Raw genomic sequence first — 25,592 nt, forward strand, 5'->3', positions numbered from 1 at the left:
AGCGTGCCTTGACCGTGCCGGCGCAGTCCGACCCCACCCGCGGTGCCCTCTTCGACCCCGTGTTCGGCGCCGGCGACCTCGCACCGCTGCTGTCCGACCGGGCCTGGATCACCGCCCTGCTCGAGGTGGAGGTGGCGATCACCCGCGCCGCCGAGAAGCACGGTCGGGCAACCCCCGCCGACGTCGCGGGCGTCGCCGCCGCGGCCGAGGACCTCGCCCGCGACCTGGACCCGGCCGAACTGGGCCGGCTCTCGGCGGCCGGGGGCAACCCGGTGATCCCGCTGGTGAAGATCCTGCGGGAGCGCGCCGGCGTCCCCGCCGCCGCGGTGCACGTCGGAGCCACCAGCCAGGACGTGCTCGACTCCGCGCTGATGCTGCTCGCCCGTGAGGCCGGCCGGCACGTCGTCGCCGAGCTACGCGCCGCCGCCGACGCCGCGGCGCACCTGGCCCGGCGGCACCGTGACACCCCCACGGTCGCGCGCACCCTCGGCCAGCAGGCGCTGCCCACCACCTTCGGGGCCCTCGCCGCGACGTGGCTCGTCGCACTCGACGACGCCACCTTCGAACTGGACCGCGCTCTGAGCGCCCTGCCGGTCCAGTACGGCGGGGCGGCAGGAACTCTCGCGGCAGTGCACCCTGACGGACTCGCGTTCGCGGACACCCTCGCCGACCTGCTCGGCCTCGCCCGGCCCCTCGTGCCGTGGCACACCGCCCGCACCCCGATCACCCGGCTCGCGACGGCGCTCGGAGTCGCTGCGGGCGCCGTCGCCAAACCCGCCACCGACGTCGTGCTCATGGCCGCCACCGAGTTCGGCGAGGTGAGCGAGGACGCGCCCGGCGGATCGTCGGCGATGCCGCACAAGCGCAACCCGGTCGCCGCGATCACCGCACGCGCCGCCGCCCGCCGGGTACCCGGCCTGGTCGCGACCGTGCTCGCATCGACCGACCACGAATTCGCCCGCGCCGCGGGCGCGTGGCACGCCGAATGGGAGCCGCTCACCGACCTGCTTCGCCTGACTGGTGGTGCAGCACATCAGCTTTCGACCAGCATCGGCGGACTGCACGTCCACCCGGACGCACTCGCCCGCAACCTCGACCGCACGGGCGGCGCGATCCTCGCCGAGAAGGTCACCGCCGCCCTGGCTCAGCACACCGACGATGCCCGCGACCTCGTCACCGCCGCCGCACAGGCCGGCACCCCGCTCGACCACGACCCGGCGATCACCGGACACCTCGGTGCCGATCGGGTTCGCACCCTGCTGGACCCCACCCGCTACCTCGGCCACGCCGGCGATCTCGTCGACCGTGCCCTCGCCCACCACGACCGGCTCCTCGGAGGACAAGCATGACCGTCACGCTCAACTACGAACAGTACGGCGACCCCTCGGCCCCGCCGGTCGTGCTGCTCGGCTCCCTCGGCTCCGACCTGTCGATGTGGACGCCGCAGATCACCGCGCTGTCCCCGATCGCGAACGTCGTCGCCGTCGACCACCGCGGGCACGGCAAGTCACCCGTCGTGGACGGGCCCTACACGGTGGCCGATCTCGGCGGCGACGTCGTCGCGCTCCTCGATTCCCTCGGCCTCGACTCGGTGCACTTCGTGGGCCTGTCGCTCGGCGGTGCCGTCGGCCAGTGGCTCGCCGCGCACCGTCCCGAGCGCATCCGCACCCTCACGCTGCTGTGCACGTCCGCCGCGTTCGCCCCGCCCCAGCCGTGGCTCGACCGCGCCGCCACCGTCCGCACCGACGGCCTGGCATCGATCGCCGAGTCGATCGTCGGCCGCTGGTTCACCCCCGAACTCGCCGAGCGCGACCCGGAACTCGTCGCACGGCACGTCCAGATGGTCTCCGGCACGAGCGACGAGGGCTACGCCGCCTGTTGTGAGGCGCTCGCGACGTGGGACGGGCGCCCCGACCTGGCCCGCATCGTCGCGCCCACCCTCGTCGTCGCCGGCGAGCAGGATCCGGCCACCCCGCCGGCCACCATGCAGCTCATCGCCGACGGCATCGCCGACGCCGACTTCCACGTCGTCGGCCCGGGCGCGCACCTGGCCAATGTCGAGCAGGCCGGCCGGATCACCGCGCTCGTCCGCGAGCACATCACCCGTGCGACGCCCGCCGGTGCGCAGCGCACCGCCGCGTTCGAGCAGGGCACGCGGGTGCGACGCGCGGTCCTCGGCGACGCCCACGTAGACCGGGCCGTGGCGTCGGCCACCGAGTTCACCCGGCCGTTCCAGGACTTCATCACCCGCACCGCGTGGGGCGACATCTGGTCCCGGCCGGGCCTGGACCACCACACCCGCCGGCTGCTGACGCTGGCGATCCTCACCGCCGTCGGCAACGACCACGAACTCGACATGCACATCCGGGCCGCGCTGCGCGCCGGTGTGGACCCCGACGAGCTCGTGGAAGTATTCCTGCACACCGCGATCTACGCGGGAGTGCCGAACAGCAACCGGGCCTTCGCGCTCGGCAGGCAGGCACTCGCAGACGGCGAGGGGAGCACCGCATGACGATGACCGACGGCGAACCGATCGCGGCATCGCCGGACTACGTGCAGTCGCTCGCGCGCGGCCTGTCCGTCATCAAGGCATTCGACGCCGAGCATCCGCGGCGCACCCTCAGCGAGGTCGCCAAGGCCACGGACCTGACTCGGGCCACCGCGCGACGGTTCCTGCTCACCCTGGTCGAGCTCGGATACGTACGTACGGACGGCTCCCAGTTCTGGCTGACGCCGCGCGTGCTCGAACTCGGCTACAGCTACCTGTCGAGCCTGACGCTGCCGGACGTCGCCCGCCCGCACCTCGAGGCGCTCGCCCAGAAGGTCCACGAGTCGACGTCGGTGTCCGTGCTCGACGGCGGCGACGTCGTGTACGTCGCGCGGGTGCCGGTCAGCCGCATCATGACCGTCTCCATCACCATCGGCACCCGCTTCCCGGCGCACGCCACATCGATGGGCCGGGTGCTGCTGGCCGGCCTGTCCCCCGCCGACCTCGACGCCTACCTCGCCACCGCGACGCTCGAGCCCCTCACGTCGCGGACCCTCGTCACTCCCGACGACCTGCGCGCCGAACTCGACCGGATCCGGCGGGACGGCTACTGCATCGTCGACCAGGAGCTCGAGGAGGGCCTGCGGTCGCTGGCCGCACCCATCCGCGACGCCTCGGGTGCCGTCGTCGCGGCCGTGAACATCTCCACCCAGGCCGCCCGCTACAGCCTCGACGCCGTCCACAGCGACCTCGTGCCCGCTGTCGTCGACACCGCGGCGGCGATCTCGGCCGACCTGGCCCGGACCCAGAACCACTGACCCCCCGATTCCCCGACAAGGAAGTGCCATGCGCGACGTCGTGATCTGCGAACCCCTCCGTACCCCCGTCGGCCGCTTCGGCGGCGTCCTGAAGGACGTCGCGCCGGAAGACCTGGCCGCCACCGTGATCCGCGAGCTCGTCGCGCGCACGGGCTTCGCCGGCACCGACGTCGACGACGTGATCCTCGGTCAGGCCTCACCCAACGGCGAAGCTCCCGCACTCGGTCGCGTCGCCGCATTGAACGCCGGTCTGGGTGTGGAGGTTCCGGGCCTGCAGGTCGACCGCCGCTGCGGCTCCGGCCTGCAGGCGATCCTGCAGGCCGTCATGCAGGTCCAGTCCGGCGGCAGCGACCTGATCCTCGCCGGTGGCGCCGAGTCGATGAGCCAGGCCGAGTTCTACGCCACCGGCATGCGGTGGGGCGTCAAGGGCGAGGCCGTGGCCCTGTCCGATCGGCTGGCCCGGGCGCGGGTCACCGCCGGCGGCCGGGACTTCCCGGTGCCCGGCGGCATGATCGAGACCGCCGAGAACCTGCGGGCCGAGTTCTCCATCAGCCGCGCGGACCAGGACGCCCTGGCGGTGCAGTCGCACCAGCGCGCCGTCGCCGCGCAGAAGAACGGCGTCTTCGCGCAGGAGATCGTTCCCGTGGCGGTGCCGCAGCGCAAGGGCGAGCCGCTCGTCGTCGACACCGACGAGCACCCCCGCGCCGACACCAGCGTCGAATCGCTCGCCAAGCTGCGCCCGATCCGCGCCAAGATCGATCCGGAGTCGACCGTCACCGCCGGCAACGCCAGCGGCCAGAACGACGGTGCGGCCGTCGCGATCGTCACCACCGCCGAGAAGGCGGCCCAGCTGGGACTGCGTCCGCTGGCTCGCCTGGCGAGCTGGGCGGTGGCGGGAGTGCCGCCGCGCACCATGGGCATCGGCCCGGTCCCGGCCTCGGAGAAGGCCCTCGGCCGGCTCGGCCTGACCCTGGCCGACATGGACGTGATCGAGCTCAACGAGGCGTTCGCCGCGCAGGCCCTCGCCGTGACCCGCAGCTGGGGCCTCGAGCCCGACGACGCCCGCCTCAATCCCAACGGCTCCGGCATCTCCCTCGGCCATCCGGTCGGCGCGACCGGCGGCCGGATCCTCGCGACGCTGCTGCGCGAACTGGACCGTCGCGGGGGTCGCTACGGCCTCGAGACGATGTGCATCGGCGGCGGCCAGGGCCTGGCCGCGGTCTTCGAAAAGGTGGCGTAGCCCCGGTGTGTCCTTCGGGCGGCCAAGGCAGCCCGAAGGACACACCGGTCACGTCAGCGGCGGGCGGGCACAGCGGCCGGTTCCGTCGTCGAGAGCGCGTTCGGTGCGGTGATCCGACCGAGCACCGCGATGAGGACCAGGGCGACGAGGACCGGGACGCAGGCCACGAGGACGATGGTGCCGGTGGGAACGCCCAGGCCGATCAGTGCGCCGCCCAGGACGGGGCCGACCACGGAACCGAGCCGGCCCATCGACGCCGACCAGCCCACCGCCGTCGTCGCGGTGGCCTGCGGGTACATCGAGACCGACAGTGCGGTCTGGCCGATCATGCCCGCCTGGATGCCGAGCCCCACTCCACCGAAGACGATCAGCAGCAGCACCTTGTCGGCGCCGAGGAAGGCGGACACGACGAGGAAGACGATCGCCAGCGATGTCGTGAATACGAGCACCGACGGCATCCGGAACCGCAGCGCACCGATCATCAGGACCGCCGCGCCGACGATGCTGCCGATACCGAGCGCCGCCGACCCCAGCGGCGCGAGGCTCGTCGAGAACCCGTAGCTCGTCAGCAGCGTGGGCAGCCACGACGAGAAGACGTAGAACACGGTGAACATCAGGAACGAGAAGCCCCACAGCAGCAGCGTGCGGCTCCGCAGGCCGGGATCGAACAGGCGCGCGACGGAGGCCTGCCGCGCCGCCGACGAGGTGGCATCCGGTGCGGGCTCACCGGCGGCGGCGCGCCCGTCGGGCAGTCCGATCCACAGCAGCGGCAGCAGGACGGCGGATGCGGCGGCGCCGGCGAGGAACACCGACTCCCAGCCGAACGCGGCGATCAGGCGCGTGCCGACCAGACCGGCGAGCAGCGCACCGAGCGAGATGCCCATCGTGACGAACACCGCGATGGACTGCCGCAGCCGGGGCGGGTTGAGCGCCGTCGCGTGCGACACCGCGGCGGGCAGTACCGCGCCGAGTCCGAGTCCGGTGAGCACCCGCAGGGCGGTCAGTTCGGTGATTGTCGACGCGAACGCGGTCAGCAGCGAACCGACGGTGAACACCACCACGGCCGCCAGCACGACGCGGCGGGCACCGAACCGGGCGACGAGGCGGCCGCAGGCCAGATAGCCCAGGGCGACGCCGACGCTGGTCAGCGACAGCGCGGGGGTGAAGTGGGACGGGGCGACGCCCCAGTCCTTCGCGAGTGCCGGGACCGACAGTCCCAGGGCGATCGTGTCGTAGCCGTCGAGGACGACGGCGACGAAGGTCAGGACGAGAACCAGCCAGTTGGGCGAGGCCTCGTCGGTTCGGGTGAGGGACGGTGTGCTGTCGGTTCCGCGCATGGTGGCGTCCTCGGGTCGGTCGATGCCCTGCCAAGGGCGTCGAAAAAGAAGATTACGCGTCCGCCGTCGCGGTCGCTGAGATGATTCCCTGTGCTTCGACCTCGACACCGAGGCCGCCCTCGACCAGGGCCGACACCTCGACCAGGGTCGAGCACGGGAAGTCGCCGCGGAACACCTCCGCGCGGGCCCGCCCGACGGCGGCCTTGTCCGCGATGTCCGTGACGTAGATCCGCAGGGCGAGGATGTCGTCGACCTGCGCCCCGCAGGCTTCGACCAGGACGCGGGTGCGCCGGAACGCCTCCCGCGCCTGCCGGTAGACGTCGCCGCCGCCGACGGGACCGTCGGGGGTGCCGGCGTGCATGCCGGAGACGAAGAAGTGCCGGCCGACGACCCGGGCGTTGCTGAACATGCCCGGACGCGGGGGTTCCGGAACGGTGGGGTGGCCGACCCGGCTCATCGGAGCACCGCACCGCGACGAGCGTCGGATTCGCGGGTCAGCCGCTCCCGTACCGGCACGAAGTCGTAGGTCGGATAGCACTCGGTGTGGAACACCCCCCACGCGCGACGTTCGAGTTCGACGTTGACGGCGGCCAGCCGATCGGCGGGCAGCCGCAGGGTCACGATCTGTCCGATCCCCATCGCGACGACCCACGAGACGACCTCGCATCCCTCGGGCGGGAACCCGTGCCACCAGTCCGCGTCGTCGAGCCGGCCCTGCAACTGTTCGAGGTTCCGGCTCTGGTCGTGCCGCAGGACGACGGTGAGCATCAGGGTCCCGCCACTCATGCCGGCACTCCCGCGAGCACGGCCGCCTGCTGCTTCGCGTCGGCCCGGTAGATCCGGCGGATCCGGGAGACACCGAGGTCGTGCTGGTAGAGGTGTTCCTCGACGTCGGCGTCCGCGGCCAGCGCCTCGAGGACGGCCCGGTCCTGTTCGAGGACCTCCCAGTGCCGTTCCTCGAGCCGGGTCCGGTACAGGAAGCGCCACGCCTCCCGTTCCCAGCCCGACACCCGCCGGGTGCGCCAGTGGAAGATGGCGGAGTGGTCCCGGTCGATCGGGGTGCACATCCCGACGATGCCGAACACCCCGCCGGGACCGGCGTTGGGGGCGTACGGGATCTCGAGGTCCACGTAGTCCATCGATCCGCGCACGAACTCGACCCAGTCGAAGTTCACGCCGCGCTGGTCGGTCTTCTCGAAGAAGAACCCGCGGTCGGTCTCACGGATCCGGAACCGCGCCGACGTGTCGCCGCCGAACATCGAGTGCGAATTGCGGTGCAGGAACGCCCCGTGCATCGGATCGAGCACGTTGTCCATGTAGAACCGCCACGGCCCGGCCCACTCCGCGTAGTTCGGGAACCACGACACCTCGTCGTCCGCGAGCCGGTCCGGCAGCACGAACGGGGTGGGGACGGAGTCGTGGGTCAGGGGCACGAACGCGAAGATCGTGTCGGCGGCTTCGACCACCGACAGCGACGCGGTGGCGCGCTTGCCCTCGAGCGCGCACCCGGGCATGCCGGGCACGGAGACGACGGTGCCGGTGCCGTCGACCTGCACGCCGTGGTACAGGCAGGCGACGCGGTCACCGAGATGCTGCCCGACGGACAGCGGGGCGCTGCGGTGCGGGCACCGGTCCTCGAGCATGTGGACCGCGCCCCGCGCGTCGCGGAACAGCAGCCAGTCCACGCCGAGGCGGGTGACCTTGACCATGGCGCCCGGTTCGACCATCCGCGACGGAAGGATCGGGTACCAGCGGTCGCGCAGGCCGGTCGCGGCGATCTCGTCGGCATCCATCGGCCGACGGGTGCCGACGGCGAATCGGGGTCCGGCCGGGCGCGGGCCGCCGGTGGTGGTCTGTGTGGTCTCGAAGGTGGTCATCTCATCTCCCCAGTCGTCGCATCTCGGCGCGGAAGGTGTCCTCGGTCCAGGGCCGGCCGTCGGGGCCGTGCAGCCCCAGGCCGTTGAGTCCCTCGACGACACCGGGCAGGTCGTGGGTGCCGGTCCCGAAGATCTCCATCAGGGAACCGGCGAGCTTGTCCTCGTAAGGGGTCAGCGGATCGGGATGGGTCTGTCGAGATTCCAGGTACGGTTCGGCGGATCGTGCCGTCGCGGTGCGGTTCACGCGAGAACTCCTTCGATGTGGGGGGTGGGGGCGGCGAGCCCGGATCGGTAGCGGGCGGCGAATCCCTCGGCGATGGCGGCGAAGGCGCTCGCCCATTCGGCGAACGACTCGGGCCGGGTGAGGTGGACGGGCGCCGGACATCCGTCGACGACGACGAAGACTCCGTTGTCGATCTCGCCCGCGAGGCGCTGCGGTACGGACAGATCGGTGTCGTCGCCGAGCGCGGAGGCCACCACCAGGGTGGGGACGGTGATCCGGCCGAGGACGCCGCCGACGGTGTCGACGTCGAGCACGGGATCGGCCAGGATCAGGCTGCGCAGCAGGGTGCCGTGACGGTCGGCCGCGCGCAGGGCGGGTCCGGCATCGGTACCCGCGGCGTACAGGTGCACCGCGCGGCCGTCGCGCAACGCCGCCTCGGCCTGCCCGTCGGCCCACCACAGCGCCTCGGCCGGCGAGTTCATCGCGCACCTCCCGTCGGCACGTGCACCGGTGGGACGAACGGTCCGGGCGGGGGGTCGAGGGCGGTCACGTCGACCTCGACCAGGGCGGGCCGGCGCGCCGCGACCGCCTCCGCCAATGCGGCCTCGAAGACGCCGGGCCGCTGCACGAGGGTGTACGGCATGCCCATGGACGCGGCGAGCAGATCGAACCGCGGCGTGTGCAGGTCCACGCCGGATCGTCGGAACCCGTTGGCTTCCTGCATGTTCCGCAGCACACCGTAGCCGCCGTCGTTGAACACCAGCACGACGCACCACGCGTCGGTGCCGGCGAGCGAGGCGAGCTCGCCGAGGTGCACCGCCAGACCCCCGTCCCCGGCCATGACCACGGTCGGCACGTCCCGGCGGGCATGGGCGGCGCCGAGTCCCATGGCCAGGCCCTGCCCGATGCCGCCGCCGAGCGGGAAGATGTTGGTCCCCCGCTCGTAGAACGGCAGCAGGCGGTTGCCCCACTGGCTGGACGGAATCGTCACGTCGCGGGCGACCACGGACCGGCGGGGCAGCACGCGGCGCATGCCCTCGCAGATCTCGGCGTAGCCGCCGATGTACTCGGTGAGCGCGGCCCGGCTGCGCTTGCGCACCGCCTGCACCCGGGCCGCCCAGTCGTCGCGCCGGCCGGCGCCCTCGAGCGCGTCGAGGAGGCCGTGTAGTGCCGTGCGGGCGTCGGCGACGATCCCGACCGTGGCCGGATACACCCGGCCGATCGCGGCGGGATCGACGTCGATCTGCACCTGCGTGCCGGGCAGCGCGAGGCGGTAGCTCTTGGTCTCGTTGGACCGGAAGTGGGTTCCGACGGCGAGCAGGACGTCGGCATCGGCGAGGAGACCGGCGACCTCGGGGGACGCCGCGAAGTTCCCGACGACGAGGCCGTCGTCCTCGGGCACGATGCCCCGCCCGGAGTTGCTGGTGAGGATCCCCGCCCCGAGCCGGTGCGCGAGGACGCGCAGTTCGTCGCCCGCGCCGGCCGCTCCCCCGCCGAGCCACAGCAGGGGCCGCTCGGCGGCGGCGAGCACAGCGGCGGCCCGGTCCAGTGCCGCGGCGGCGGGGGCCGGCGGCTGCACGCTCCGGACGTCGGCGGTCCGCTGCTCCTGCGGCGACGCCAGATACTGCAGGTCGGTGGGCCATTCGACGCTCGCCGGCCCCTGGGGTGCCGACAGGATGCAGGCGATGGCGGCCTCGAGTTCCGCCTCGGCGTCCTTGGCGTCGGTGATCGTCGCCGCGTAGGCGGACACGGCATCGAGCATCTGCCGTTGCCGGGGGAATTCGTGGATCACGCCGCGGCTCGACGAGGCCGGTTCGGGCGTGAGGAATTCGCTTTCGATCTGACCGGTCACGTGCAGGACGCGACTGCCGGCGGTGAGCGCCTCGATCATCGACCCGGCGGCGTTGCCGGCGCCGGTGCCGGTGCTCGTCAGCGCCACGCCGATGCGGCCCGAGGCGCGGGCGTACCCGTCCGCGGCGTTGACCGCGGCGGCCTCGTGCCGGACCTCGACGAAGGTCAGGTCGCGGGCGACGGCCTCGACGAGGGGCAGGTTGTGGATGCTGACGACGCCGAACGCGGTGTCGATGCCGTGCCGGCGCATGACCGACACGAGGACGTCGCCGCCGGTGGTGCGCCGAGCCGGCTCGGTCGAGGGGATGTCCATGTTTCCTCCGTTGCAGATGACCACTGGGGGGTCAGACGTAGCGTCCGACTCCGCCGCCGACGTCGACGGTCGCGCCGGTCACGTAGCTGTTGCGGGGTGAGAGCAGGGTGGTGACGGGGAAGGCGACCTCGTCCGCAGTTCCGAAGCGGCCCAGTCCGATCCCGCGATCGGCGGCAATCTCGGCGCTCCACTCGTCGAAGTCGCGGCCGTCACCGGATTCGGCGTGGCGGCGCTGCCACTGCCCGGTGTCGACGAGGCCGAGCAGCACCGAATTGACGCGGATGCCCTCGGGGGCGAGCTCCCCGGCGAGGGACTGCGCCAGGTTGAGCAGTCCGGCGCGGGCGGCCGAGGTGACGGCGAGCCGCAGTTCGGGTTGCCGCGCGAGGATCGCGTTGACGATCACCACGGAGGCCGCATCGGACTTCGCGAGCGCCGGCCGGGCCGCGCGGATCAGATGCAGCGCGCCGAAGATCTTGAGCTCGAACTCGTCCCGGATCTGCTCGTCGGTGGTGTCGGTGAGTGTCGACATCAGCGAGCGCCCGGCGTTGCACACCACCCCGTCGATCCCGCCGAACCGGTCGACGACCGCATCGACGAAGGTCTGCACGGAATTCCGGTCGGTGACGTCGCACGCGACGGTCAGGACGTCGGCCGGGTCGGCCGCCAGGGTGCCGGCGGCGGCGCGCAGGCGTGCGATATCGCGTGCGCACAGTGCGACGCGGGCACCTTCGGCGGCGAGCATCCGGGCGGTGGCGAGGCCGACCCCGGAACTCGCGCCGGTGACGATCACCGTGCGTCCGGTGAGGTGCAGGTCCATTGAATCTCCGTGGGTTCGGGTGCTCGCCGGGCGAGCAGGTCAGTTCAGGACGAAGCCGCCGTCGACGACGACGGTCTGGCCGGTGACGAAGGCGGCGTCCTCCGAAAGGAGGAACCGGACGACCCCGGCGACGTCCTCGGGGGTCTGGTCGCGCGGGAGGGCGCGGCCCTGCGCGTAGGTGGCGTAGCGGGCGGCCGGAACGGATTCGGTGGCCTCGACCCGGACGAGTCCGGGGGCGACGGCGTTGACCCGCACCCCGTGGGGGCCGGCGTCCCGGGCCATCGAACGGGTCATCGCGACGACTGCGCCCTTGGAGGTGACGTAGTGGATGAGCCGCGGTGATCCGTAGAACGCCACGTCGGAGGCCATGTTCACGATCGCGCCACCGGTGGCGGCGAGCAGCGGCCACAGGTGCTTGGTCACGAGCCACGTGCCGCGCACGTTGACCGAGGTGATCCGGTCGAATTCGGGCTCGGACAGCTCCCAGAAGGTGTCCCCGCCGACGCCGTCGGCGACGGCGGCGTTGTTGACCAGGCCCACCAGCGGCCCCTCCTCGGCGACGCGCGCGGCCAGAGCGCGCACGGACGCGGCGTCCGCGATGTCCGTGACCACTGCGACCGCCTCGCCACCGCGGGCGCGCAGGGCGGTGGCGGCGGCTTCGGCGTTCTCCGCGTTGCGCTCGGCGATCACCACGCGTCGTCCGTCGGCACACAGCCGTTCGGCGATGCAGTAGCCGAGTCCGCGACCGGCGCCGGTCACCACGACGGTTCCGCTCATCACGCCACCTCTTCCCAGAATCGGACGAGTTCGCCGGCGACCACGCGGGGCTGCTCCTGGATCGCGGCGTGACCCGCACCGGCGACGACGGTGAGCCGCGCGCCGGGAATGGCGTCCGCCAGGAGGCGTGACTCGGCGACGCCGGTGACGTGGTCGTGCTCGCCGACCACCACGAGGGTGGGGACGGCCAGCTTGTGCAGGATGGGCCCGTGGTCGGTCGACGCCATGCATTCGGCGGCGGCCGCGTACCCGGCGGGCCGGACGGCAGCCATGTCGGCGGCGACGCGAGCCCGGACGTCCTCGGCTGCGTCCGGCGCGGTCAGTTTCGGTGCGCGTTCGGCCGCGAAACGTTCGGGGCCGGCGGTGCGCAGCGCCGGGACCCGGTCACGCATGGCGGCAGCGCGGGCGGGCGACGTGCCCGATCCCCGGGTGCTGTCGGCGAGGACGAGCGTGCGGACCCGGCCGGGCCGACGGCGCGCGACCTCGAGCGCGACCACTCCGCCCCAGGACGTTCCGACGAGATGCACGGGCCGGTCCGGGTCGATGTCGCCGAGGACGGTCAGGACGTCCGTCGCGTGGTCGTGGTGGACGTCGGCCGGGTCGGCGGAGCGGCCGTACCCCGCGGCGTCGAGCCGGTACGTCGCGTGTCCGCGGGCCGCGAGTTCCGCGGCGAGCGGTGCACACGAGTTCGCGTTCCCGCCGATGCCGTGCAGCAGCAGCACCGGATCTCCCGTCCCGAGCCGCTCGACGTGCAGGTGCCCGGTCACGACAGCGCACCGGCCGCGACGGCCCCGTAGAAGTAGCCGGCGTCGCGGGCTTCGACGCGGTCGCGGTGACCCGGGTCGGGGCTGCCCGCCATGGCGGAGCGCACGGTCGTGGTGGGCGGCCCGGCCGTCCCCCACTGGTCGGACAGTTCCGGGGTGCGCTTCCAGGTGCGGCACAGCCAGGCGTCCTCGTCGATCTGGGCGACCTCGGAGGTGTACTCGCACACCAGGCCCGACGGATCGGTGAAGTAGGAGAAGGTGTTGTCGCCGGGACCGTGCCGGCCCGGTCCCCACTGCGGTGCGATGCCGTGGGCCTTGAGGCTGCCGATGCCGCGCATGAAGTGATCGAGACTCTGCATCTCGTACGCCACGTGGTTGAGCGAGGGCCACGGCGCCCGGTTGAGGGCGATGACGTGGTGGTCGGAGTTGCAGCGGAGGAAGGACATCTGCCGTTCCGACCAGTCGGAGACCCGCATGCCGAGTACCTGGGTGTAGAAGGCGGTGGTGCGCTCGATGTCGGTCGTGTTGAGCACGACGTGGGCGATCTTGCGGGGGACGGCGCGACGCCCCGCCGGTTCCTGCTCGGTGACGGCGTGGGTGTCGGCCGACAGCTCGACGCAGCGACCCTCCGGATCGACGAGCTGCAGCCCGTAGCCGCCCCCGGCATCGTCGAGGGGTCCCGGGGTGCGCAGCATCGGGATGCCGAACCGGTCGAGGGCCAGTGCGGCGTCGTCGATCTCACGCGGGGTGGCGACGGCGAAGCTGATCCGTCCCAGCGCGTTGGTCTCCCCTCGTTCGACCGTCAGCACGTGGTGCTCGGGTCCGGTGGCGCGCAGCCAGAATCGATCCCCGTCGGCCTCGACGGTCGTCAATCCCCAGGCCTCGTGGTAGAAGTCCCGCGACGCGGCCGGATCCGGCACCGACAGGGTCACCGAGCGCAGTGCGCGCAGCCGGCAGGCGGGCGAGTCGCTGTAGCGTGGAAGTTGGTGGTGGTACATGCGTTCCGGTTCCCTTCTCACAGGTCCAGCACGAGTTCGGCAGAGTGGCAACGGGACACGCACGGGAACATCGTCGATCCGGCGGCGTGTTCGGACTCGGTGAGCAGGAAGTCGCGGTGGTCCACGTCGCCCTCGAGCACCTTGACTTCGCAGGTCCCGCAGATACCTTCGGTGCACGAGTTCGGCACGGGCACACCGGCGGCGGTGAGGGCGTCGAGCACCGACACGGTCGGCGGCACCGGGATGCGCCGGCCGGTGCTCTCGACGATCACGTCGAAAGCGGTGTCCTCGCCCGCGCGCGGCGCCGGTTCCGGGGCCGCGAACCGCTCGGTGCGTACCTGGCCGGGGTCCGGGGCCGCGGCCGTGACCGCATCGATGAGCGGTGCCGGCCCGCAGCAGTAGACGACGGCGGTCGGGGCGAGGCCCGACAGCGCCCCCGCCAGGTCCGGCAGACCACCGGCCTCGTCGTCGGCGTGGACGGTCACCTGCCCGGCGGGTCCGGCGGCGATCTCGTCGACGAACGCCATCGCCGCCCGGGAGCGTCCGGCGTAGAGCAGGCGCCACTGCTGCCCCTCGGCCTGCAGTTGCCGCATCATCGCGACGATCGGGGTGATGCCGATACCGCCGGCCACGAGGACGTGCTCGGTCGCGGCGTCGTCGAGGGCGAAGGCGCTGCGCGGTCCGTCGACGTCGATCTCCGCGCCGATCTGCAACGATTCGTGCACGTAGGCGCTGCCGCCGCGGGAGCGCTCGGCGCGCAGCACGGCGACCGTCCAGCGCGTGGTGTCCCGCGGATCCGAGCACAGCGAGTACTCGCGCACCACACCGTTCGGCAGGTGCAGGGCGAGATGCGCACCCGGCTGCCACTGCGGCAACGCGGCACCGGTCGGATCGACGAACGTCACGCTGGTGACTCCGTCTGCCTCCCAAGTTTTCTGGTGGACGCGGAGGCGACGTCGGACGGACTGCTCCATCGGGATCTCCCTGTCGGCGGGTCTTCTCGGTGGCGTCAGCGAGTGACGCCGTACATCTCCGAGCTCGGCGGGTAGGTGGGCAGCTGCGGCTTGGCGGCGCCGATGATCACGCAGAACAGCGCGTCGGTGTCGCCCACGTTCGCGAGGCTGCGCGGCACGCCGGCGGGCACGCGGATCATGTCGCGGTAGCCGAGCCGGCGGACGGCCTTGCGGGTGCCGTCCTCGACGTCGTGGACTGCGACCTCGAGCTCGCCCTCGAGCACGAAGAACACCTCCTCGACGTCGTGGTGGGTGTGCTCGGGTCCGACCGCACCGGCGGGCAGCCGCATGTTGGACAGGGTGAAGTGTTCGGCGGGCAGCGTGCGGGCGTCGCCCTCGTGGTTGCCGGTGGCGCCGGAGCCGATGTAGCGGATCTGGGCGCGCTTGAAGCGGTCTCCGCCCTTGGCCGCCTGGAAGCCGAGGGTGTCCCAGTCCTCGTAGCGGCTGTCGCGGCTGGCGATGCAGGAGTCGATGAGGGTTTCGAGGTCGACGGTGGTCTTCTCGGGTGCGGCCATGTCGGTGGTCCTTTCGTGCGGTGGGTGGTTCAGGCGCGGTAGGCGACGGCTTCGATCTCGACGGTGGCGCCGTAGGGCAGGGCGGCGACCTCGACGAACGAGCGGGCGGGCCGGGGAGTGGCGAAGATCTTCTCGTAGTGGCGGTTCGCCTGGTCGCGGAGCGACACGTCGGTCACGAAGTACGTGGTCTTGACGACGTCGGACAGGGTCATGCCGATGGTGGCCAGGCGCTCGCCGAGGCGGGCGATCGCGGCGTCGAGGGCGGCGGTCGTGCCGTCGACGGCGATGCCGTGTTCGTCGACCGACAGGGCGCCGGAGACGAACCCGAAGCCGGCGACGGCGTAGGCGGGACTGTACGGATGGGCGGTGGGTTCGTGCGTGACGGCAATCGAATCGGTCACCGGGAGGGGTCCTTTCGGGTTTCGGTCGGGCCGGGGGTGGCCCAGGCGATCGGTTCGCCGGACAGGTCGAGGTAGATGCTCTTCTGATCGCAGTACTGGCGGATGCTGTCGCGTCCCTTCTCGGTGCCGAGACCGCTGTCGCCGAGACCGGTGAAGGGGGTCGAGATGCTGAACTGCTTGTAGGTGTTGATCCATACGGTGCCCGCCTTCACCGCACCGGCCACGCGCCACGCGCGTCGGTAGTCGGCGGTCCAGATGCCGCAGGCCAGCCCGTACACCGAGTCGTTCGCCTGCGCGATCAGGTCCTCCTCGTCGTCGAAGGGCAGCACGACGGCCACCGGCCCGAAGACCTCCTCGCGGCAGATCGTCGCGGAGTTGTCGACGCCGGTGAGCACCGTGGGCGGGTAGTACGCGCCGGAGGCGAGCCGCTCACCGGTCGGGATCGCGCCCCCGCACAGCACCTGGGCTCCGGCGGCGACGGCGTCGTCGACCATGGCAGCGACGTGGTCCCGGTGGGCGAAGGTGACCAGCGGGGCCACCCGGGTGTGCGGGTCGGTGCCGGGCCCGAGGCGCAGCGCCGCTGCGCGCCGGACGAGTTCGGCGGTGAAGGTCTCGGCGATGCTGCGGTGCACGAAGATCCGCGATCCGGCGATGCAGCTCTGCCCGGCCGAGGAGAAGATGCCGTAGAGCACGCCGGCGAGGGCCTGTTCGGGATCGGCGTCCTCGAACACGATCGTCGGGGACTTGCCGCCGAGTTCGAGGGTGATCGGCATGAGTTTGTCGGCGGCGAGATGCGCGAGGTGGCGGCCGGTGGCGGTGCCACCGGTGAAGCTGACCTTGGCGACGTCGGGGTGCCGGACCAGCGCCTCGCCGACTGTGCGCCCCGAGCCCGGCAGGACCGAGAGGACGCCGGCGGGCAGACCGGCCGCCTCGCAGATGCGGGCGAGGAGCAGGGTCACCCACGGGGCCCATACCGGCGGCTTGCTCACGACGGCGTTGCCGGCGGCGAGGGCCGGGGCGATCTTCTGTGCGTCGGACGCGATCGGGGAGTTCCACGGCGTGATCGCGGCGACGACACCCATCGGCTGGTACGTCGACATGGTCAGCCACGGACCCCGGGGCGTGGTCACCGCCGAGTCCATTGTCTCGAGGGCGGCAGCCGTGTAGCGAAAGGTGTTGGCGGCGCTGGCAACCAGTGCCCGGGTCTCGGTCAGGGTCTTGCCTGTGTCGAGGGTCTGCAACCGGGCGACGCGTTCGGCCTCGTCGTCGAGGGCGTTTCCGATGCGGTGCAGCACGCGGGCCCGTTCGTGCGGGAGCAGCGACGACCATCCGCCGTGCGCGGCCCGAAGACCTTCGGCGACCGCGCGGTCGACGTCGTCGACCGTCGCCGTGTGCAGGCCGGCGAAGACCCGGCCCGTCGCGGGGTCGACGGATTCGAGGCACTCTCCGAGTCCACGCTGCCAGCGGCCGGCGACGAAGATCTCGTCGACCGTGTCGACGGGCTCGGCGTGCTCGGCGGTTCCCGCCTGGAGCGGGGACGCGTACGCAATGGGCATGAGGGGGGTCCGTTCGATGGGGAGGGACGCGGACCACGGTGCTCGTGGAGGGTGGTGCGCGCCGGATCGATATCTTTGCACTAAGAGATTTGTAGCGTCTTAGCGCTAAGAGGTCAAGGCTCGAATGCCCAGATCAGCCGGTCGTTACGCCGCATTTACGGCCGTGAAACGGAGGAGACGCAGGTCACAGCGGTGTGGCGGGCGTCATAAATTTCTCGAAGTTTTTTCCGGCCGGACCGTCAGACCCGACGATCGACACCCGAATCCGCGTCGGCATCGAACTCGGCCGCGCGGGCAGAGCACTCCAGGCGGGCGAGCAGGCGCGCCAGCGTCTCGCGCTCCGTCGCGTCGAGGTCACCGAGCATCGCGCGCAGTTTGGCGAAGTGCGCGTCCGCGACCGAGTCGACGAGCGCGGCGCCGGCAGAGGTGAGCTCGACGTACACGACGCGGGCGTCCTGGCTGTCCTTCGATCGGGTCACCAGGCCCGCCTCCTCGAGCCGGTTCACCCGCAGCGACAGCCCGCCCGTGGTGACCAGCGTCTGCTCGGCGAGCTCCCCCGCGGTGAGCCGATGACGGGGTACCGCGCGGCGCAGACAGGCGAGGACGTCGAATCCCGAATCGTTGATCCCGTGCTCCTCGAAGGTGGGCGCGATCCGGGACTTGTAGACGAGGAAGCTCCGATGCAGACGCCCGAAGACCTTCAGTCCCGAGACGTCGAGTTCGGGACGGGCCACCGCCCAGTGCGCGACGATGGCGTCCACGGCGTCGCGTTCTCCAGGCTCTCCCACAATGCCGGGAGTCTACCCGTGGCGCGTTCGCGAACGCGCGCTGCGGAATCGTTCAGCGCCACTGCTCCAGCAGCTGACCCGCCCGCTCGGCCAGAGCGGCCTGCAGCAGAGGGCCGAAGCTGATCCGGCCGACGCCGAGAGCAGCGAACGACGCGAGATCGTTCTTCGCCGGGTGGGCGATCGCATTGACCGGCAACGGCAGCTCCGACGTCAGGCGCCGCTGAATCTCGTCGCTGTGGAAGCCGACCGGATAGAGCACATCGGCCCCTGCGTCGGCGGCCAGCTTCAGACGGTCGATCGCCCGGTCCGCCCGATCGGACTCGGCCCCGACCTTCTTGACGAACAGATCGGTACGGGCATTGACCACCAGGTGCACACCCGCGGCGTCCGCAGCGGCACGCAACCCGGCCACGTACTCGGCGTGCTCGGCCGGCTCGCGCAGCCGGCCGCCCTCACTGTGCACGGTGTCCTCGATGTTCAACCCCACAGCACCCGCGCCCAGCAGCCCCTCGACGATCCGAGCAGGGACCTCACCGTAACCGGCCTCCACATCCACCGAGATCGGGACGTCGACCGCCGCGGTGACCTGCCGTACCCGAGTCAGCAGCTCCTCGAATGTCATTCCCTCGTTGTCCGGCTTGCCGACCGAGTCGGCCACCGGATGGCTGCCCATCGTCAACGCGGAGAAGCCGGCCTGTACCGCCAGATTCGCCGACCAGGCGTCCCACACGGTCGGCAGGACCACCGGGTCACCCGGAACATGCAGGGACTTCAGGGCTACGGCCTTCTCGGCGAGAGTCGTCATGCCGCATCCAACCACACCCACCCGCAGCATTTCCGCCGAACGGCCCACCCCCGGGTGCGAGAAAACCGGGCCCCGCACCGTTCGTGACGAACGGCCCGGGGCCCGGTTTCTCGTCGAGCCGCCCTATCGGACGCTGACCTTCTCGGGTTCCGGCTCCTTCTCGGGAGCGCGGTCCACCCGGGGCGGTACAGCGGCGACGGTCATGTCGTCGGGGACGTCCGCGTCGAGCGTCACCGATTCCTGCGCGTAGTGGAAGTGGGGGCGACGGTGACCGAGGAAGGATCCGAACCACGACATCACTGCGACGTAGCGGTTGCGGAAGCCCACCATGTAGACCAGGTGCACGGCCAGCCACAGCACCCACGCGACGAAGCCGCTCAGCTCGATCTTTCCGACGCGGGTGATCGCGCGGAAGCGGTTGATGATGGCCATGCTGCCCTTGTCCCGGTACTTGAACGGGGTGCCCTTGCCCTGCTTCCCGAGGATGGTCCGGGCCACGTGGCGGCCGCCCTGCATCGCGACGGGCGACTGGCCGGGCAGGTTGTTCAGCGACGTCATGTCGCCGATGGCGTACACGTCGGCGTAGCCGCCCACGGTGAGATCCGGGTTGACCAGCAGCCGGCCGGCACGGTCGGTGGCGCAGCCGGTGCGCTCCGCGAGGACGCCGGCGAAGTCGTTGGCCCGCACCCCGGCCGACCAGATGATGGTCTCGGCAGTGATCCGGCGCTCCTCGTCGTTCTTCGCCTTCAGAGTGGCACCGTGCTCGTCGATGTCGGTGACGAAGGTGTCGAGCACGACGTCGACGCCCGACTTCTGCAGCGACTGCTTGGTGTACTCGCTGAGCTTGCCGCCGAAGGCCGGAAGAGCCTCGCCCGCGCCCTCGACGAGGGTGACGGACACGTCGTCGGCACTGATGTCGTGGAACGACTGCTCGAAGTAGCGGCCCGCGAGTTCCTTGATCTGGCCCGCGAGCTCGACGCCCGTCGCACCGGCACCGATGACCACGAAGCTCAGGAGGTTGCGACGGCGTTCCGGATCGGCGGTGGTGTGCGCCTCCTCGAAGCACCGCAGGATCTGCCGGCGCAGCCGCTCGGCGTCCTCCACGGTCTTGAGGGCGTAGGTGACCTTCTCGAACTCGTCGCGGCCGAAGTACGCCTGCCGGGCGCCCGTCGCTGCGACGAGCGAGCGGTAGCCGACCGTGTGCACGGTGCCGCCGGCGACGTAGTCGACCTCGTGCTCGTCGGGCCGGACGTCGACGACACGGCCGAGCCGCACGTCCGCGTTCGGGTACTTCGCGAGGATGGAGCGGATCGACGGAGCGATCTCCCCGGCCGAGAGGACACCGGTGGCGACCTGGTACAGCAGGGGCTGGAAGAGATGTTCGGTGGTCTCGGAGATCAGGACGAACGGCGTCCCGGCCTTGGCGAGTTTCTTCGCCGTCGCCAGCGCGCCGAAGCCCGAACCGACGACGACGACCTCGGTCCGGTCGGTCACTGCTGTGCTACTCACGATTACCTCTACCTCCACACTGAAGTCGATGTATGACACCCACCGTATGGACGGGAGGCCGTGAAGACCACCAACCTGCCGAAGTCGGGGAGCTCTTATCTCGATCGCTCATAAGTAGGATGGGGGTATGGACTTCCGGCAGCTGCGGTACTTCCTCGCCGTCAGCGAGGAGCTGAGCTTCAGCAAGGCCGCCCAGAAGTGCTTCATCTCCCAGTCCGCGATCAGCCACCAGATCACCCGGCTCGAGAAGGAACTCGGCGCGTCGCTGTTCGAGCGGTCGACGCGGATGGTGCGGCTCACCCCGGCCGGCTCGCGCCTGGTCCCCATCGCGCAGCAGGTGCTGAGCCTCGAAGCGCAGGCGTTCTCGGTCGCACGCGAGCCGCGCAACCGCATCCGGATCGCCGCGAACATGACCTTCGCGTCCCAGAGCCTCGACGCCATCGCGCATGTTCGGGAGCAGTACCCGGCGATCGACATCGAGTTCGTCATCAAGAGCTTCGCCGACCGGATCGACGCGGTCGCCGGCGGCGACGCCGACATCGCCCTGATCCGGGGTGAGGTCGACCGTCCCGGACTCGAGACCGTGGAACTGGGCATCGAGGATCTGGTCATCGTCACATCGAGCCGGCACCCGCTCTCCGCATTCTCCACCGTCGACCTCGGCGATCTCGCGCCCTATCCGCTGCTCCTGCCGCCCCGGCACAGCCAGGTGCTCATCCACACGGTGATCGAGGACGCCTTCCGGGCGGTGGGACGACGGGTGCAGCTCGGACCCTCGATCGCGAGCGACCACACCGCCACCCTCGACGTCATCACCAACCCGCGGGCGTGGACGGTTCTGTACCCGAGCACCGCCGCGGAAACCCCCAGGACCGGCCTGGCCTACATGCGCGAGGCGCGCAACCGGCTCAGCATCCCGGTGTGCGGAGTGCTCCGCAACGACGCCCCCCGGTCGTCGGCCATGTCGAGTCTGATCCTCGCGCTGCGCCAGTCGATGACCAGCCCGGCACCACCGGGATCGGAGAGCTGAACACCGCCACCCGGTCGTCGCAATGCGTACCGATCCGGTGCCTTTTCGTGGAAGGATGACCGAGCCGACGGCGGACCCACGCGGTGAGGAGCGATCATGCAGCGAACCGAGACCTCGTTCACCAGTGCCGACGGCACCCGCGTCGTGTACGACGTGTGGTCGCCCGACGCAGACCCCACAGGCGTGCTGGTGCTCTGCCACGGCTTCGGCGAGCACGCCCGCCGGTACGACCACGTGGTCGAACGCCTCGGCGAGCTGGGTCTCGTCGTCTACGCCCTCGACCACCGCGGGCACGGTCGCTCGGGCGGACGACGGGTGTTCGTGCGGGACATGGACCAGTTCACCGGCGACGTGCATCGCCTGGTCGGCATCACCGCGTTCGATCAGCCCGGCCTGCCGCGGGTCCTGCTGGGCCATTCGATGGGCGGAGCCATCGCCCTGGCCTACGCGCTCGAGCACCCCGACGAGCTCACGGCCCTCGCCCTGTCCGGTCCCGCCGTCGACGTCACCTCCGGCACGCCGCGGCCCGTCGTCGCACTCGGCAAGGTGATCGGGCGCGTCCTACCGCAGCTGCCGGTGCAGAAACTCGACTCGGCGGGCATCTCGCGCGACCCCGACGTCGTCGCCGGGTACGAAGCCGATCCCCTCGTGCACCACGGTCTCGTACCTGCCGGCATCGCCCGCGCGCTGGTCACCACGGGCGAGAGCCTGCCGGCCCGGCTACCCGCACTGGATCTGCCGATCCTGCTGCAGCACGGCACCGAGGACCGGCTCACCGCGCCGTCCGGCAGCCGGCTCGTCGCCGAGCTGGTCGGGTCGCAGGACGTGACGCTCAAGATGTACGAGGGCCTCTACCACGAGGTGTTCAACGAGCCGGAGAAGAAGCAGGTCCTCGACGACCTGGTGGAATGGCTCCGGCCGAGGCTCGGCTGAGGTGGCGGCTGCTCCGCCCGCGCGCATGCCGGCCGCGTTCGTCGGCCACGGCAGCCCGATGAACGCGCTCGAATCGAATCGCTACACCAGGGCGTGGCGGGAGTTCGGTTCCGCGGTGCCGACGCCCCGGGCGATACTCGCGATCTCGGCGCACTGGTACATCAACGCCACCGCGGTGACCGCGATGCCGAACCCGCGCACCATCCACGACTTCTACGGATTCCCGCAGGAGCTGTTCGACGTCGACTACCCCGCGGCCGGGCTGCCGGAACTGGCCGAGGAGATCGCCGACGTCGTGCATCCGACGTGGGTGGGTGCGGACGTCGACTCGTGGGGTGTCGACCACGGCACCTGGTCGGTGCTCACCCACGCCTTCCCCGAGGCGAACGTGCCGGTGGTGCAGTTGAGCCTGAACGCCTACCGCGACTTCGACTACCACCTCGAGCTCGGCGCGAAGCTCGCCCCGCTGCGTGACCGCGGCGTGCTGATCGTCGGCAGCGGCAACATCGTGCACAACCTGGCCGGCATGGACCGTCGCCGCCCGGACGAGGGGTTCGACTGGGCGCACCGGTTCGACGCGGCCGCCCGGGTCATGGTCATGGACCGCCCCGAGGGAGTCGCAGGTCTCGACGGGCACGCGGACTTCGACCACGCGGTTCCCACCCCGGACCACTTCCTGCCGTTGCTGTACTTCGCGGGCCTGGCGGGCGTGGGCGAGGACCTCGTCGAACCGCTGATCGACGGTTTCGCGTACGGGTCGCTGTCGATGAGCGCCTACACCCTCGGTCTCACGTGCACGGCCGGTGACGGCGGTCCCCCGTCCGCTGGGTTCCCCGCCACCCCGGACCCGGTGAACACCAACGCGTGATCGTGATCGTGATCGTGATTGTGGCCGAATGTCACATCGCGTCGATGCAGTCGACCGAATGTGACATTCGGCCACCCCGGGTGCGGCCACCCCGGGTGCGGCCACCCCGGGTGCGGCCATCCCGAGGGGCAGGGTCATGCCGTGTGGCGACGCTCCTCCGCGACGACCGTGCGCCGCGCGAAGTCGATGCTGTGCTGCAGCAGTGTCCGCGCCTCGGGCAGCACCTGCCCGATGACGGGGAAGGCGTGCACCTGGCCCGCCCACAGGTGCGTCTCGACCGTCGTGCCCACCTCGTCGAACGCCTCCGTCATGATCTCGACGTCGGGACGGGTGATCTCGTATTCGGCGACGGAGAAGAACGCGGGCGGGAACAGTGCCGGATCGGCGCGGACCGGCGACTGGGCACCTTCGATGTAATCGGGACCGGCGAGCCAGCGGTCGCGCAGCTTCTCCACCTGCCGCATCGGCAGGTACGCGTCGCGCTTCATGAAGTCGGGATCGTGCTCCTCGAGATCGAGGTTGAGCAGCGGTGAGTACCCGATCACCGCGGCCGGGCGGATCATGCCGCGCAGCGCGGCGATCTCGGCGACCTTCATCGCCAGATATCCCCCGGCCGAGTCGCCGGCGACGACGATGCGCGTGGGGTCCTCGGCCGTCTCCAGCAGCGCGGTGTACGCAGCCATCGCGTCGATGACGGACGTCCCGATCGAACCGACAGGTAGCTGCCGGTAGGCGACGGAGTACACCGGCACCCCCGATTCGGTGGCGAGCAGGGAACACACCGTGCGGTGCGTGGCGAGCCCGCAGAAGACGAAAGCGCCGCCGTGGAAGTAGAGGATCGTCGCGCCGGCGAGGGAGTCCTCGGCGGGACGCGGCGGTTCGATGCGTTCGCTGGGCACCCCGCCGAGAGTGAGGGGATCGATGTCGACGTTGCGCGGGCGGGGCAGCATCTTGTCGACGCGACGGTCGAGCCGGCTGAGGGTCTCGATCCCGCGGTCGGTGGCCGGCCAGTAGGCGAACAGCGGCTTGACGAAGATCCGCACGAACCAGAAGACGAGGATCGCCCGCAGGCTCACCGTCCAGTGCCAGATCGTCGATCCGTGGGTGCGCATGTACGCCACGATAGGACGGGTCCGGCACCGGGTCGAGGTACTCTCCGTCACACGTATCCGTTGCCTCAGACCTGCAACAACGGCACCAACAGCTCTTCGTCGGTCAGCGCACCGTGCTGTCCGGGCAGTTGCGACATGACCAGCTCGCCGTCGGTACGGATCACCGTGGACTCGCCGAGTCCGATCGCGACGACGTCACCGATGCGGCGGCACGCGGCGGGCGAGGGGTCCGGGCCGAACAGTCCGCCGGCGATCACGTCGTCGCGGGTGCCGACCCACAGGTCGTCACCGAGTTCGTTGCGCCAGCGCTCGAGCACCGCGTCCGGTCGCCGGGTGTGCACGTGCCGGCAGCGCGGTTCACCGGCGATCACGTCGACGTCCTCGGAGAGAGCAGGCAGGTGGTCGAAGTCGGCGCGTCGGCCCCGGGAGGCGTCGACCATGCCGTGATCGGCGGTGATCAGCAGCCGTGTCCCGGTGGGTAGGGCGGCGACGAGTTGCTCGACGAACCGGTCGACGACGGTCAGCTGCGCGATCCAGGAGGGGGACTCGGGTCCGTACAGGTGCCCGATCGTGTCGACCTCACCGAGGTAGCAGTAGACGAGGGTGCGGTCGCCGGTGGTGACGGCGGCGACGACGTGGGCGAGCAGGTCGCCGTAGGCGGAGACACCGACGAAGTTGCCGCCGCGGAGCACGGCCCGGGTGAGGCCGCTGCCGTCGAAACTGCGGGGAACGACGGTGGTCACCGTCAGCCCGGCCGCGTCGGCTCGTTCGAACACCGTCGGGTGGGGCTGTATCCATTCGGGGACGAACCGCTCGCGCTGATCGACGGCGGTCCCGGCGAGGGTCCAGCGGAGCCAGTTGAACGGGGCGTCGATCTCCTCGACGTAGGACTGGTAGCCGGTGACGGCATGGGCGCCGGAGGCCAGCCCGGTGCCGAGCGAGGCGATGCTCACCGCGGTGGTGGTGGGAAATCCGGCGCGGAGCGGCCGGCCGTCGAGTCCGGCGAGAAAGGGCGCGGCGGCCGCATTCCGTCGCAGGAGGTTCCATCCCATGCCGTCGACGAGCAGCACGACGGTGCGGGACTGCTCGGGCAGGGCGAGACGGTTGGCCTCACCGGGCACCCCCGCGGACGCGAGGACGGACGGCATCAGATCCGCGAGGGTGGGTTCGGCGTAGACGTCGTGCAGCGGCAGGTCCATTACCCGAGTATGGCCTGCCGGGCGTCACTGGTCCTTGATGTCGGACCCGTGCTTGGTCAGCGGCATGATCTCGATGTTCATGTACGGGAACAGCGGCAGGTTCCAGAGGATCTCGTGGAGTTCGTCGGCGGAGTCGACGTCGAAGATGCTGATGTTGCTGTACTTGCCTACGATGCGCCAGATCTCCCGCCACTTGCCCTCGCGCTGCAGTTCCTGGCTGTATGCCTTCTCCCGCGCGACGGTCTCGGCACGCACCTCGGGGTCGAGGTCGCGGGGGATGTCGACGTCCATGCGAACGTGGAACAGTGCCATGGTCGGTACTCCTTTCGGGCCGTGCGCGGTTCCGGTAGCGGGTGCTAC

At 71.1% G+C, this 25,592-nt stretch carries 28 protein-coding genes; 7 read left to right on the top strand and 21 right to left on the bottom strand.

From position 1 onward, the window contains the following. Positions 1-8 precede the first annotated feature (8 nt). Genes QYS60_RS17765 through QYS60_RS17780 form a run of 4 tightly spaced genes read left to right on the top strand, consistent with a single transcriptional unit; the run spans position 9 to position 4,546 of the window. On the top strand, positions 9-1,349 hold the full coding sequence (locus QYS60_RS17765; protein WP_371383801.1) for a lyase family protein: 1,341 nt from the start codon (positions 9-11) through the stop codon (positions 1,347-1,349). After that, complete coding sequence (pcaD, locus tag QYS60_RS17770) at positions 1,346-2,512, top strand: 3-oxoadipate enol-lactonase (protein WP_371383802.1); 1,167 nt, start codon at positions 1,346-1,348, stop codon at positions 2,510-2,512. Before QYS60_RS17765 ends, pcaD begins: the two co-directional genes overlap by 4 nt. Further along, complete coding sequence (locus QYS60_RS17775) at positions 2,509-3,306, top strand: IclR family transcriptional regulator (protein ID WP_054372041.1); 798 nt, start codon at positions 2,509-2,511, stop codon at positions 3,304-3,306. The genes pcaD and QYS60_RS17775 overlap by 4 nt, the downstream gene beginning before the upstream one ends. Positions 3,307-3,334: 28 nt before the next feature. Next, positions 3,335-4,546, top strand: a complete 1,212-nt coding sequence (locus tag QYS60_RS17780) for an acetyl-CoA C-acetyltransferase (protein WP_371383803.1) — start codon at positions 3,335-3,337, stop codon at positions 4,544-4,546. Positions 4,547-4,599: 53 nt separating this feature from the next. Here the strand turns inward: QYS60_RS17780 and QYS60_RS17785 are convergent, their stop codons facing one another. The 18 genes from QYS60_RS17785 to QYS60_RS17870 all read right to left on the bottom strand — a co-directional run bounded on the left by QYS60_RS17785 (position 4,600) and on the right by QYS60_RS17870 (position 20,075). Further along, a complete protein-coding gene (locus tag QYS60_RS17785; RefSeq protein ID WP_289377409.1) occupies positions 4,600-5,883 on the bottom strand; it encodes an MFS transporter in 1,284 nt (427 codons plus the stop codon). A 52-nt stretch (positions 5,884-5,935) separates the two neighbouring features. Continuing rightward, a complete protein-coding gene (locus tag QYS60_RS17790) occupies positions 5,936-6,340 on the bottom strand; it encodes a RidA family protein (RefSeq protein WP_371383804.1) in 405 nt (134 codons plus the stop codon). Next, positions 6,337-6,669: a hypothetical protein gene (locus QYS60_RS17795; protein ID WP_040781011.1), complete on the bottom strand. Its 333-nt coding sequence runs from the start codon at positions 6,667-6,669 to the stop codon at positions 6,337-6,339. The genes QYS60_RS17790 and QYS60_RS17795 overlap by 4 nt, the downstream gene beginning before the upstream one ends. After that, positions 6,666-7,760, bottom strand: coding sequence for a Rieske 2Fe-2S domain-containing protein (locus tag QYS60_RS17800; protein ID WP_054372036.1), 1,095 nt, complete (start codon positions 7,758-7,760; stop codon positions 6,666-6,668). Before QYS60_RS17800 ends, QYS60_RS17795 begins: the two co-directional genes overlap by 4 nt. A gap of 1 nt (position 7,761) precedes the next feature. After that, positions 7,762-8,004: a recombinase-like helix-turn-helix domain-containing protein gene (locus QYS60_RS17805; RefSeq protein ID WP_371383805.1), complete on the bottom strand. Its 243-nt coding sequence runs from the start codon at positions 8,002-8,004 to the stop codon at positions 7,762-7,764. Beyond that, complete coding sequence (locus tag QYS60_RS17810; RefSeq protein WP_371383806.1) at positions 8,001-8,465, bottom strand: alpha/beta fold hydrolase; 465 nt, start codon at positions 8,463-8,465, stop codon at positions 8,001-8,003. The genes QYS60_RS17805 and QYS60_RS17810 overlap by 4 nt, the downstream gene beginning before the upstream one ends. Further along, entirely contained in the window at positions 8,462-10,147 is a 1,686-nt protein-coding gene (locus tag QYS60_RS17815) for a thiamine pyrophosphate-binding protein (protein WP_371383807.1), read from the bottom strand. The genes QYS60_RS17810 and QYS60_RS17815 overlap by 4 nt, the downstream gene beginning before the upstream one ends. A 31-nt stretch (positions 10,148-10,178) precedes the next feature. Next, the gene (locus QYS60_RS17820) at positions 10,179-10,964 is read right to left on the bottom strand and encodes an SDR family oxidoreductase (protein WP_371383808.1); all 786 of its coding nucleotides are present in this window, start codon (positions 10,962-10,964) and stop codon (positions 10,179-10,181) included. Positions 10,965-11,003: 39 nt separating this feature from the next. Further along, positions 11,004-11,741, bottom strand: a complete 738-nt coding sequence (locus QYS60_RS17825) for an SDR family oxidoreductase (protein WP_003934501.1) — start codon at positions 11,739-11,741, stop codon at positions 11,004-11,006. Continuing rightward, complete coding sequence (locus QYS60_RS17830; protein ID WP_371383809.1) at positions 11,741-12,508, bottom strand: alpha/beta fold hydrolase; 768 nt, start codon at positions 12,506-12,508, stop codon at positions 11,741-11,743. Before QYS60_RS17830 ends, QYS60_RS17825 begins: the two co-directional genes overlap by 1 nt. Continuing rightward, positions 12,505-13,503 carry a VOC family protein gene (locus QYS60_RS17835; protein WP_371383810.1) on the bottom strand — a complete coding sequence of 333 codons (999 nt, stop codon included), beginning with the start codon at positions 13,501-13,503 and terminating at the stop codon, positions 12,505-12,507. The genes QYS60_RS17830 and QYS60_RS17835 overlap by 4 nt, the downstream gene beginning before the upstream one ends. Before the next feature lie 17 nt (positions 13,504-13,520). Then, the gene (locus QYS60_RS17840) at positions 13,521-14,408 is read right to left on the bottom strand and encodes a PDR/VanB family oxidoreductase (protein ID WP_289377402.1); all 888 of its coding nucleotides are present in this window, start codon (positions 14,406-14,408) and stop codon (positions 13,521-13,523) included. Between the two features lie 104 nt (positions 14,409-14,512). Continuing rightward, positions 14,513-15,031, bottom strand: coding sequence for a cupin domain-containing protein (locus QYS60_RS17845; protein ID WP_003934505.1), 519 nt, complete (start codon positions 15,029-15,031; stop codon positions 14,513-14,515). 29 nt (positions 15,032-15,060) lie between these two features. Beyond that, complete coding sequence (locus tag QYS60_RS17850; RefSeq protein ID WP_003934506.1) at positions 15,061-15,432, bottom strand: RidA family protein; 372 nt, start codon at positions 15,430-15,432, stop codon at positions 15,061-15,063. After that, the gene (locus tag QYS60_RS17855; protein WP_289377400.1) at positions 15,429-16,988 is read right to left on the bottom strand and encodes an aldehyde dehydrogenase; all 1,560 of its coding nucleotides are present in this window, start codon (positions 16,986-16,988) and stop codon (positions 15,429-15,431) included. The genes QYS60_RS17850 and QYS60_RS17855 overlap by 4 nt, the downstream gene beginning before the upstream one ends. Before the next feature lie 239 nt (positions 16,989-17,227). Next, on the bottom strand, positions 17,228-17,749 hold the full coding sequence (locus QYS60_RS17860) for a MarR family winged helix-turn-helix transcriptional regulator (RefSeq protein WP_371383824.1): 522 nt from the start codon (positions 17,747-17,749) through the stop codon (positions 17,228-17,230). Positions 17,750-17,828: 79 nt separating this feature from the next. Next, entirely contained in the window at positions 17,829-18,581 is a 753-nt protein-coding gene (locus tag QYS60_RS17865; RefSeq protein ID WP_289377399.1) for an isocitrate lyase/phosphoenolpyruvate mutase family protein, read from the bottom strand. 123 nt (positions 18,582-18,704) lie between these two features. Continuing rightward, complete coding sequence (locus QYS60_RS17870) at positions 18,705-20,075, bottom strand: NAD(P)/FAD-dependent oxidoreductase (protein WP_003934510.1); 1,371 nt, start codon at positions 20,073-20,075, stop codon at positions 18,705-18,707. A gap of 142 nt (positions 20,076-20,217) precedes the next feature. Here QYS60_RS17870 and QYS60_RS17875 point away from each other — a divergent pair, with 142 nt between their 5' ends. The 3 genes from QYS60_RS17875 (at position 20,218) to ygiD (ending at position 22,921) form a co-directional block, all read left to right on the top strand. After that, a complete protein-coding gene (locus QYS60_RS17875) occupies positions 20,218-21,120 on the top strand; it encodes a LysR family transcriptional regulator (RefSeq protein ID WP_289377398.1) in 903 nt (300 codons plus the stop codon). A 96-nt stretch (positions 21,121-21,216) separates the two neighbouring features. Then, complete coding sequence (locus QYS60_RS17880) at positions 21,217-22,053, top strand: alpha/beta hydrolase (protein ID WP_054373219.1); 837 nt, start codon at positions 21,217-21,219, stop codon at positions 22,051-22,053. Between the two features lie 25 nt (positions 22,054-22,078). Next, the gene (gene ygiD, locus QYS60_RS17885; RefSeq protein ID WP_289377465.1) at positions 22,079-22,921 is read left to right on the top strand and encodes a 4,5-DOPA dioxygenase extradiol; all 843 of its coding nucleotides are present in this window, start codon (positions 22,079-22,081) and stop codon (positions 22,919-22,921) included. 134 nt (positions 22,922-23,055) lie between these two features. Here ygiD and QYS60_RS17890 read toward each other — a convergent pair whose 3' ends face one another. The 3 genes from QYS60_RS17890 to catC all read right to left on the bottom strand — a co-directional run bounded on the left by QYS60_RS17890 (position 23,056) and on the right by catC (position 25,544). Continuing rightward, positions 23,056-24,033, bottom strand: a complete 978-nt coding sequence (locus tag QYS60_RS17890) for an alpha/beta hydrolase (protein ID WP_054373227.1) — start codon at positions 24,031-24,033, stop codon at positions 23,056-23,058. Positions 24,034-24,098: 65 nt separating this feature from the next. Beyond that, entirely contained in the window at positions 24,099-25,232 is a 1,134-nt protein-coding gene (locus tag QYS60_RS17895; protein ID WP_289377393.1) for an alkaline phosphatase family protein, read from the bottom strand. A 24-nt stretch (positions 25,233-25,256) separates the two neighbouring features. Further along, complete coding sequence (gene catC / locus QYS60_RS17900; RefSeq protein WP_010595761.1) at positions 25,257-25,544, bottom strand: muconolactone Delta-isomerase; 288 nt, start codon at positions 25,542-25,544, stop codon at positions 25,257-25,259. Positions 25,545-25,592 lie beyond the last annotated feature (48 nt).

Source organism: Rhodococcus sp. GXMU-t2271 (genome assembly GCF_041414735.1).
GTDB lineage: Bacteria > Actinomycetota > Actinomycetes > Mycobacteriales > Mycobacteriaceae > Rhodococcus > Rhodococcus indonesiensis.

Excerpts from the sequence above, each read along its gene's own strand:
- pcaD (WP_371383802.1), top strand. The coding sequence starts at position 1,346 with ATGACCGTCACGCTCAACTACGAACAGTACGGCGACCCCTCGGCCCCG.
- QYS60_RS17775 (WP_054372041.1), top strand. The coding sequence starts at position 2,509 with ATGACGATGACCGACGGCGAACCGATCGCGGCATCGCCGGACTACGTG.
- QYS60_RS17780 (WP_371383803.1), top strand. The coding sequence starts at position 3,335 with ATGCGCGACGTCGTGATCTGCGAACCCCTCCGTACCCCCGTCGGCCGC.
- QYS60_RS17785 (WP_289377409.1), bottom strand. The coding sequence starts at position 5,883 with ATGCGCGGAACCGACAGCACACCGTCCCTCACCCGAACCGACGAGGCC.
- QYS60_RS17790 (WP_371383804.1), bottom strand. The coding sequence starts at position 6,340 with ATGAGCCGGGTCGGCCACCCCACCGTTCCGGAACCCCCGCGTCCGGGC.
- QYS60_RS17795 (WP_040781011.1), bottom strand. The coding sequence starts at position 6,669 with ATGAGTGGCGGGACCCTGATGCTCACCGTCGTCCTGCGGCACGACCAG.
- QYS60_RS17800 (WP_054372036.1), bottom strand. The coding sequence starts at position 7,760 with ATGACCACCTTCGAGACCACACAGACCACCACCGGCGGCCCGCGCCCG.
- QYS60_RS17810 (WP_371383806.1), bottom strand. The coding sequence starts at position 8,465 with ATGAACTCGCCGGCCGAGGCGCTGTGGTGGGCCGACGGGCAGGCCGAG.
- QYS60_RS17815 (WP_371383807.1), bottom strand. The coding sequence starts at position 10,147 with ATGGACATCCCCTCGACCGAGCCGGCTCGGCGCACCACCGGCGGCGAC.
- QYS60_RS17820 (WP_371383808.1), bottom strand. The coding sequence starts at position 10,964 with ATGGACCTGCACCTCACCGGACGCACGGTGATCGTCACCGGCGCGAGT.
- QYS60_RS17825 (WP_003934501.1), bottom strand. The coding sequence starts at position 11,741 with ATGAGCGGAACCGTCGTGGTGACCGGCGCCGGTCGCGGACTCGGCTAC.
- QYS60_RS17835 (WP_371383810.1), bottom strand. The coding sequence starts at position 13,503 with ATGTACCACCACCAACTTCCACGCTACAGCGACTCGCCCGCCTGCCGG.
- QYS60_RS17845 (WP_003934505.1), bottom strand. The coding sequence starts at position 15,031 with ATGGCCGCACCCGAGAAGACCACCGTCGACCTCGAAACCCTCATCGAC.
- QYS60_RS17855 (WP_289377400.1), bottom strand. The coding sequence starts at position 16,988 with ATGCCCATTGCGTACGCGTCCCCGCTCCAGGCGGGAACCGCCGAGCAC.
- QYS60_RS17865 (WP_289377399.1), bottom strand. The coding sequence starts at position 18,581 with ATGACGACTCTCGCCGAGAAGGCCGTAGCCCTGAAGTCCCTGCATGTT.
- QYS60_RS17875 (WP_289377398.1), top strand. The coding sequence starts at position 20,218 with ATGGACTTCCGGCAGCTGCGGTACTTCCTCGCCGTCAGCGAGGAGCTG.
- QYS60_RS17880 (WP_054373219.1), top strand. The coding sequence starts at position 21,217 with ATGCAGCGAACCGAGACCTCGTTCACCAGTGCCGACGGCACCCGCGTC.
- ygiD (WP_289377465.1), top strand. The coding sequence starts at position 22,079 with ATGCCGGCCGCGTTCGTCGGCCACGGCAGCCCGATGAACGCGCTCGAA.
- QYS60_RS17890 (WP_054373227.1), bottom strand. The coding sequence starts at position 24,033 with ATGCGCACCCACGGATCGACGATCTGGCACTGGACGGTGAGCCTGCGG.
- QYS60_RS17895 (WP_289377393.1), bottom strand. The coding sequence starts at position 25,232 with ATGGACCTGCCGCTGCACGACGTCTACGCCGAACCCACCCTCGCGGAT.
- catC (WP_010595761.1), bottom strand. The coding sequence starts at position 25,544 with ATGGCACTGTTCCACGTTCGCATGGACGTCGACATCCCCCGCGACCTC.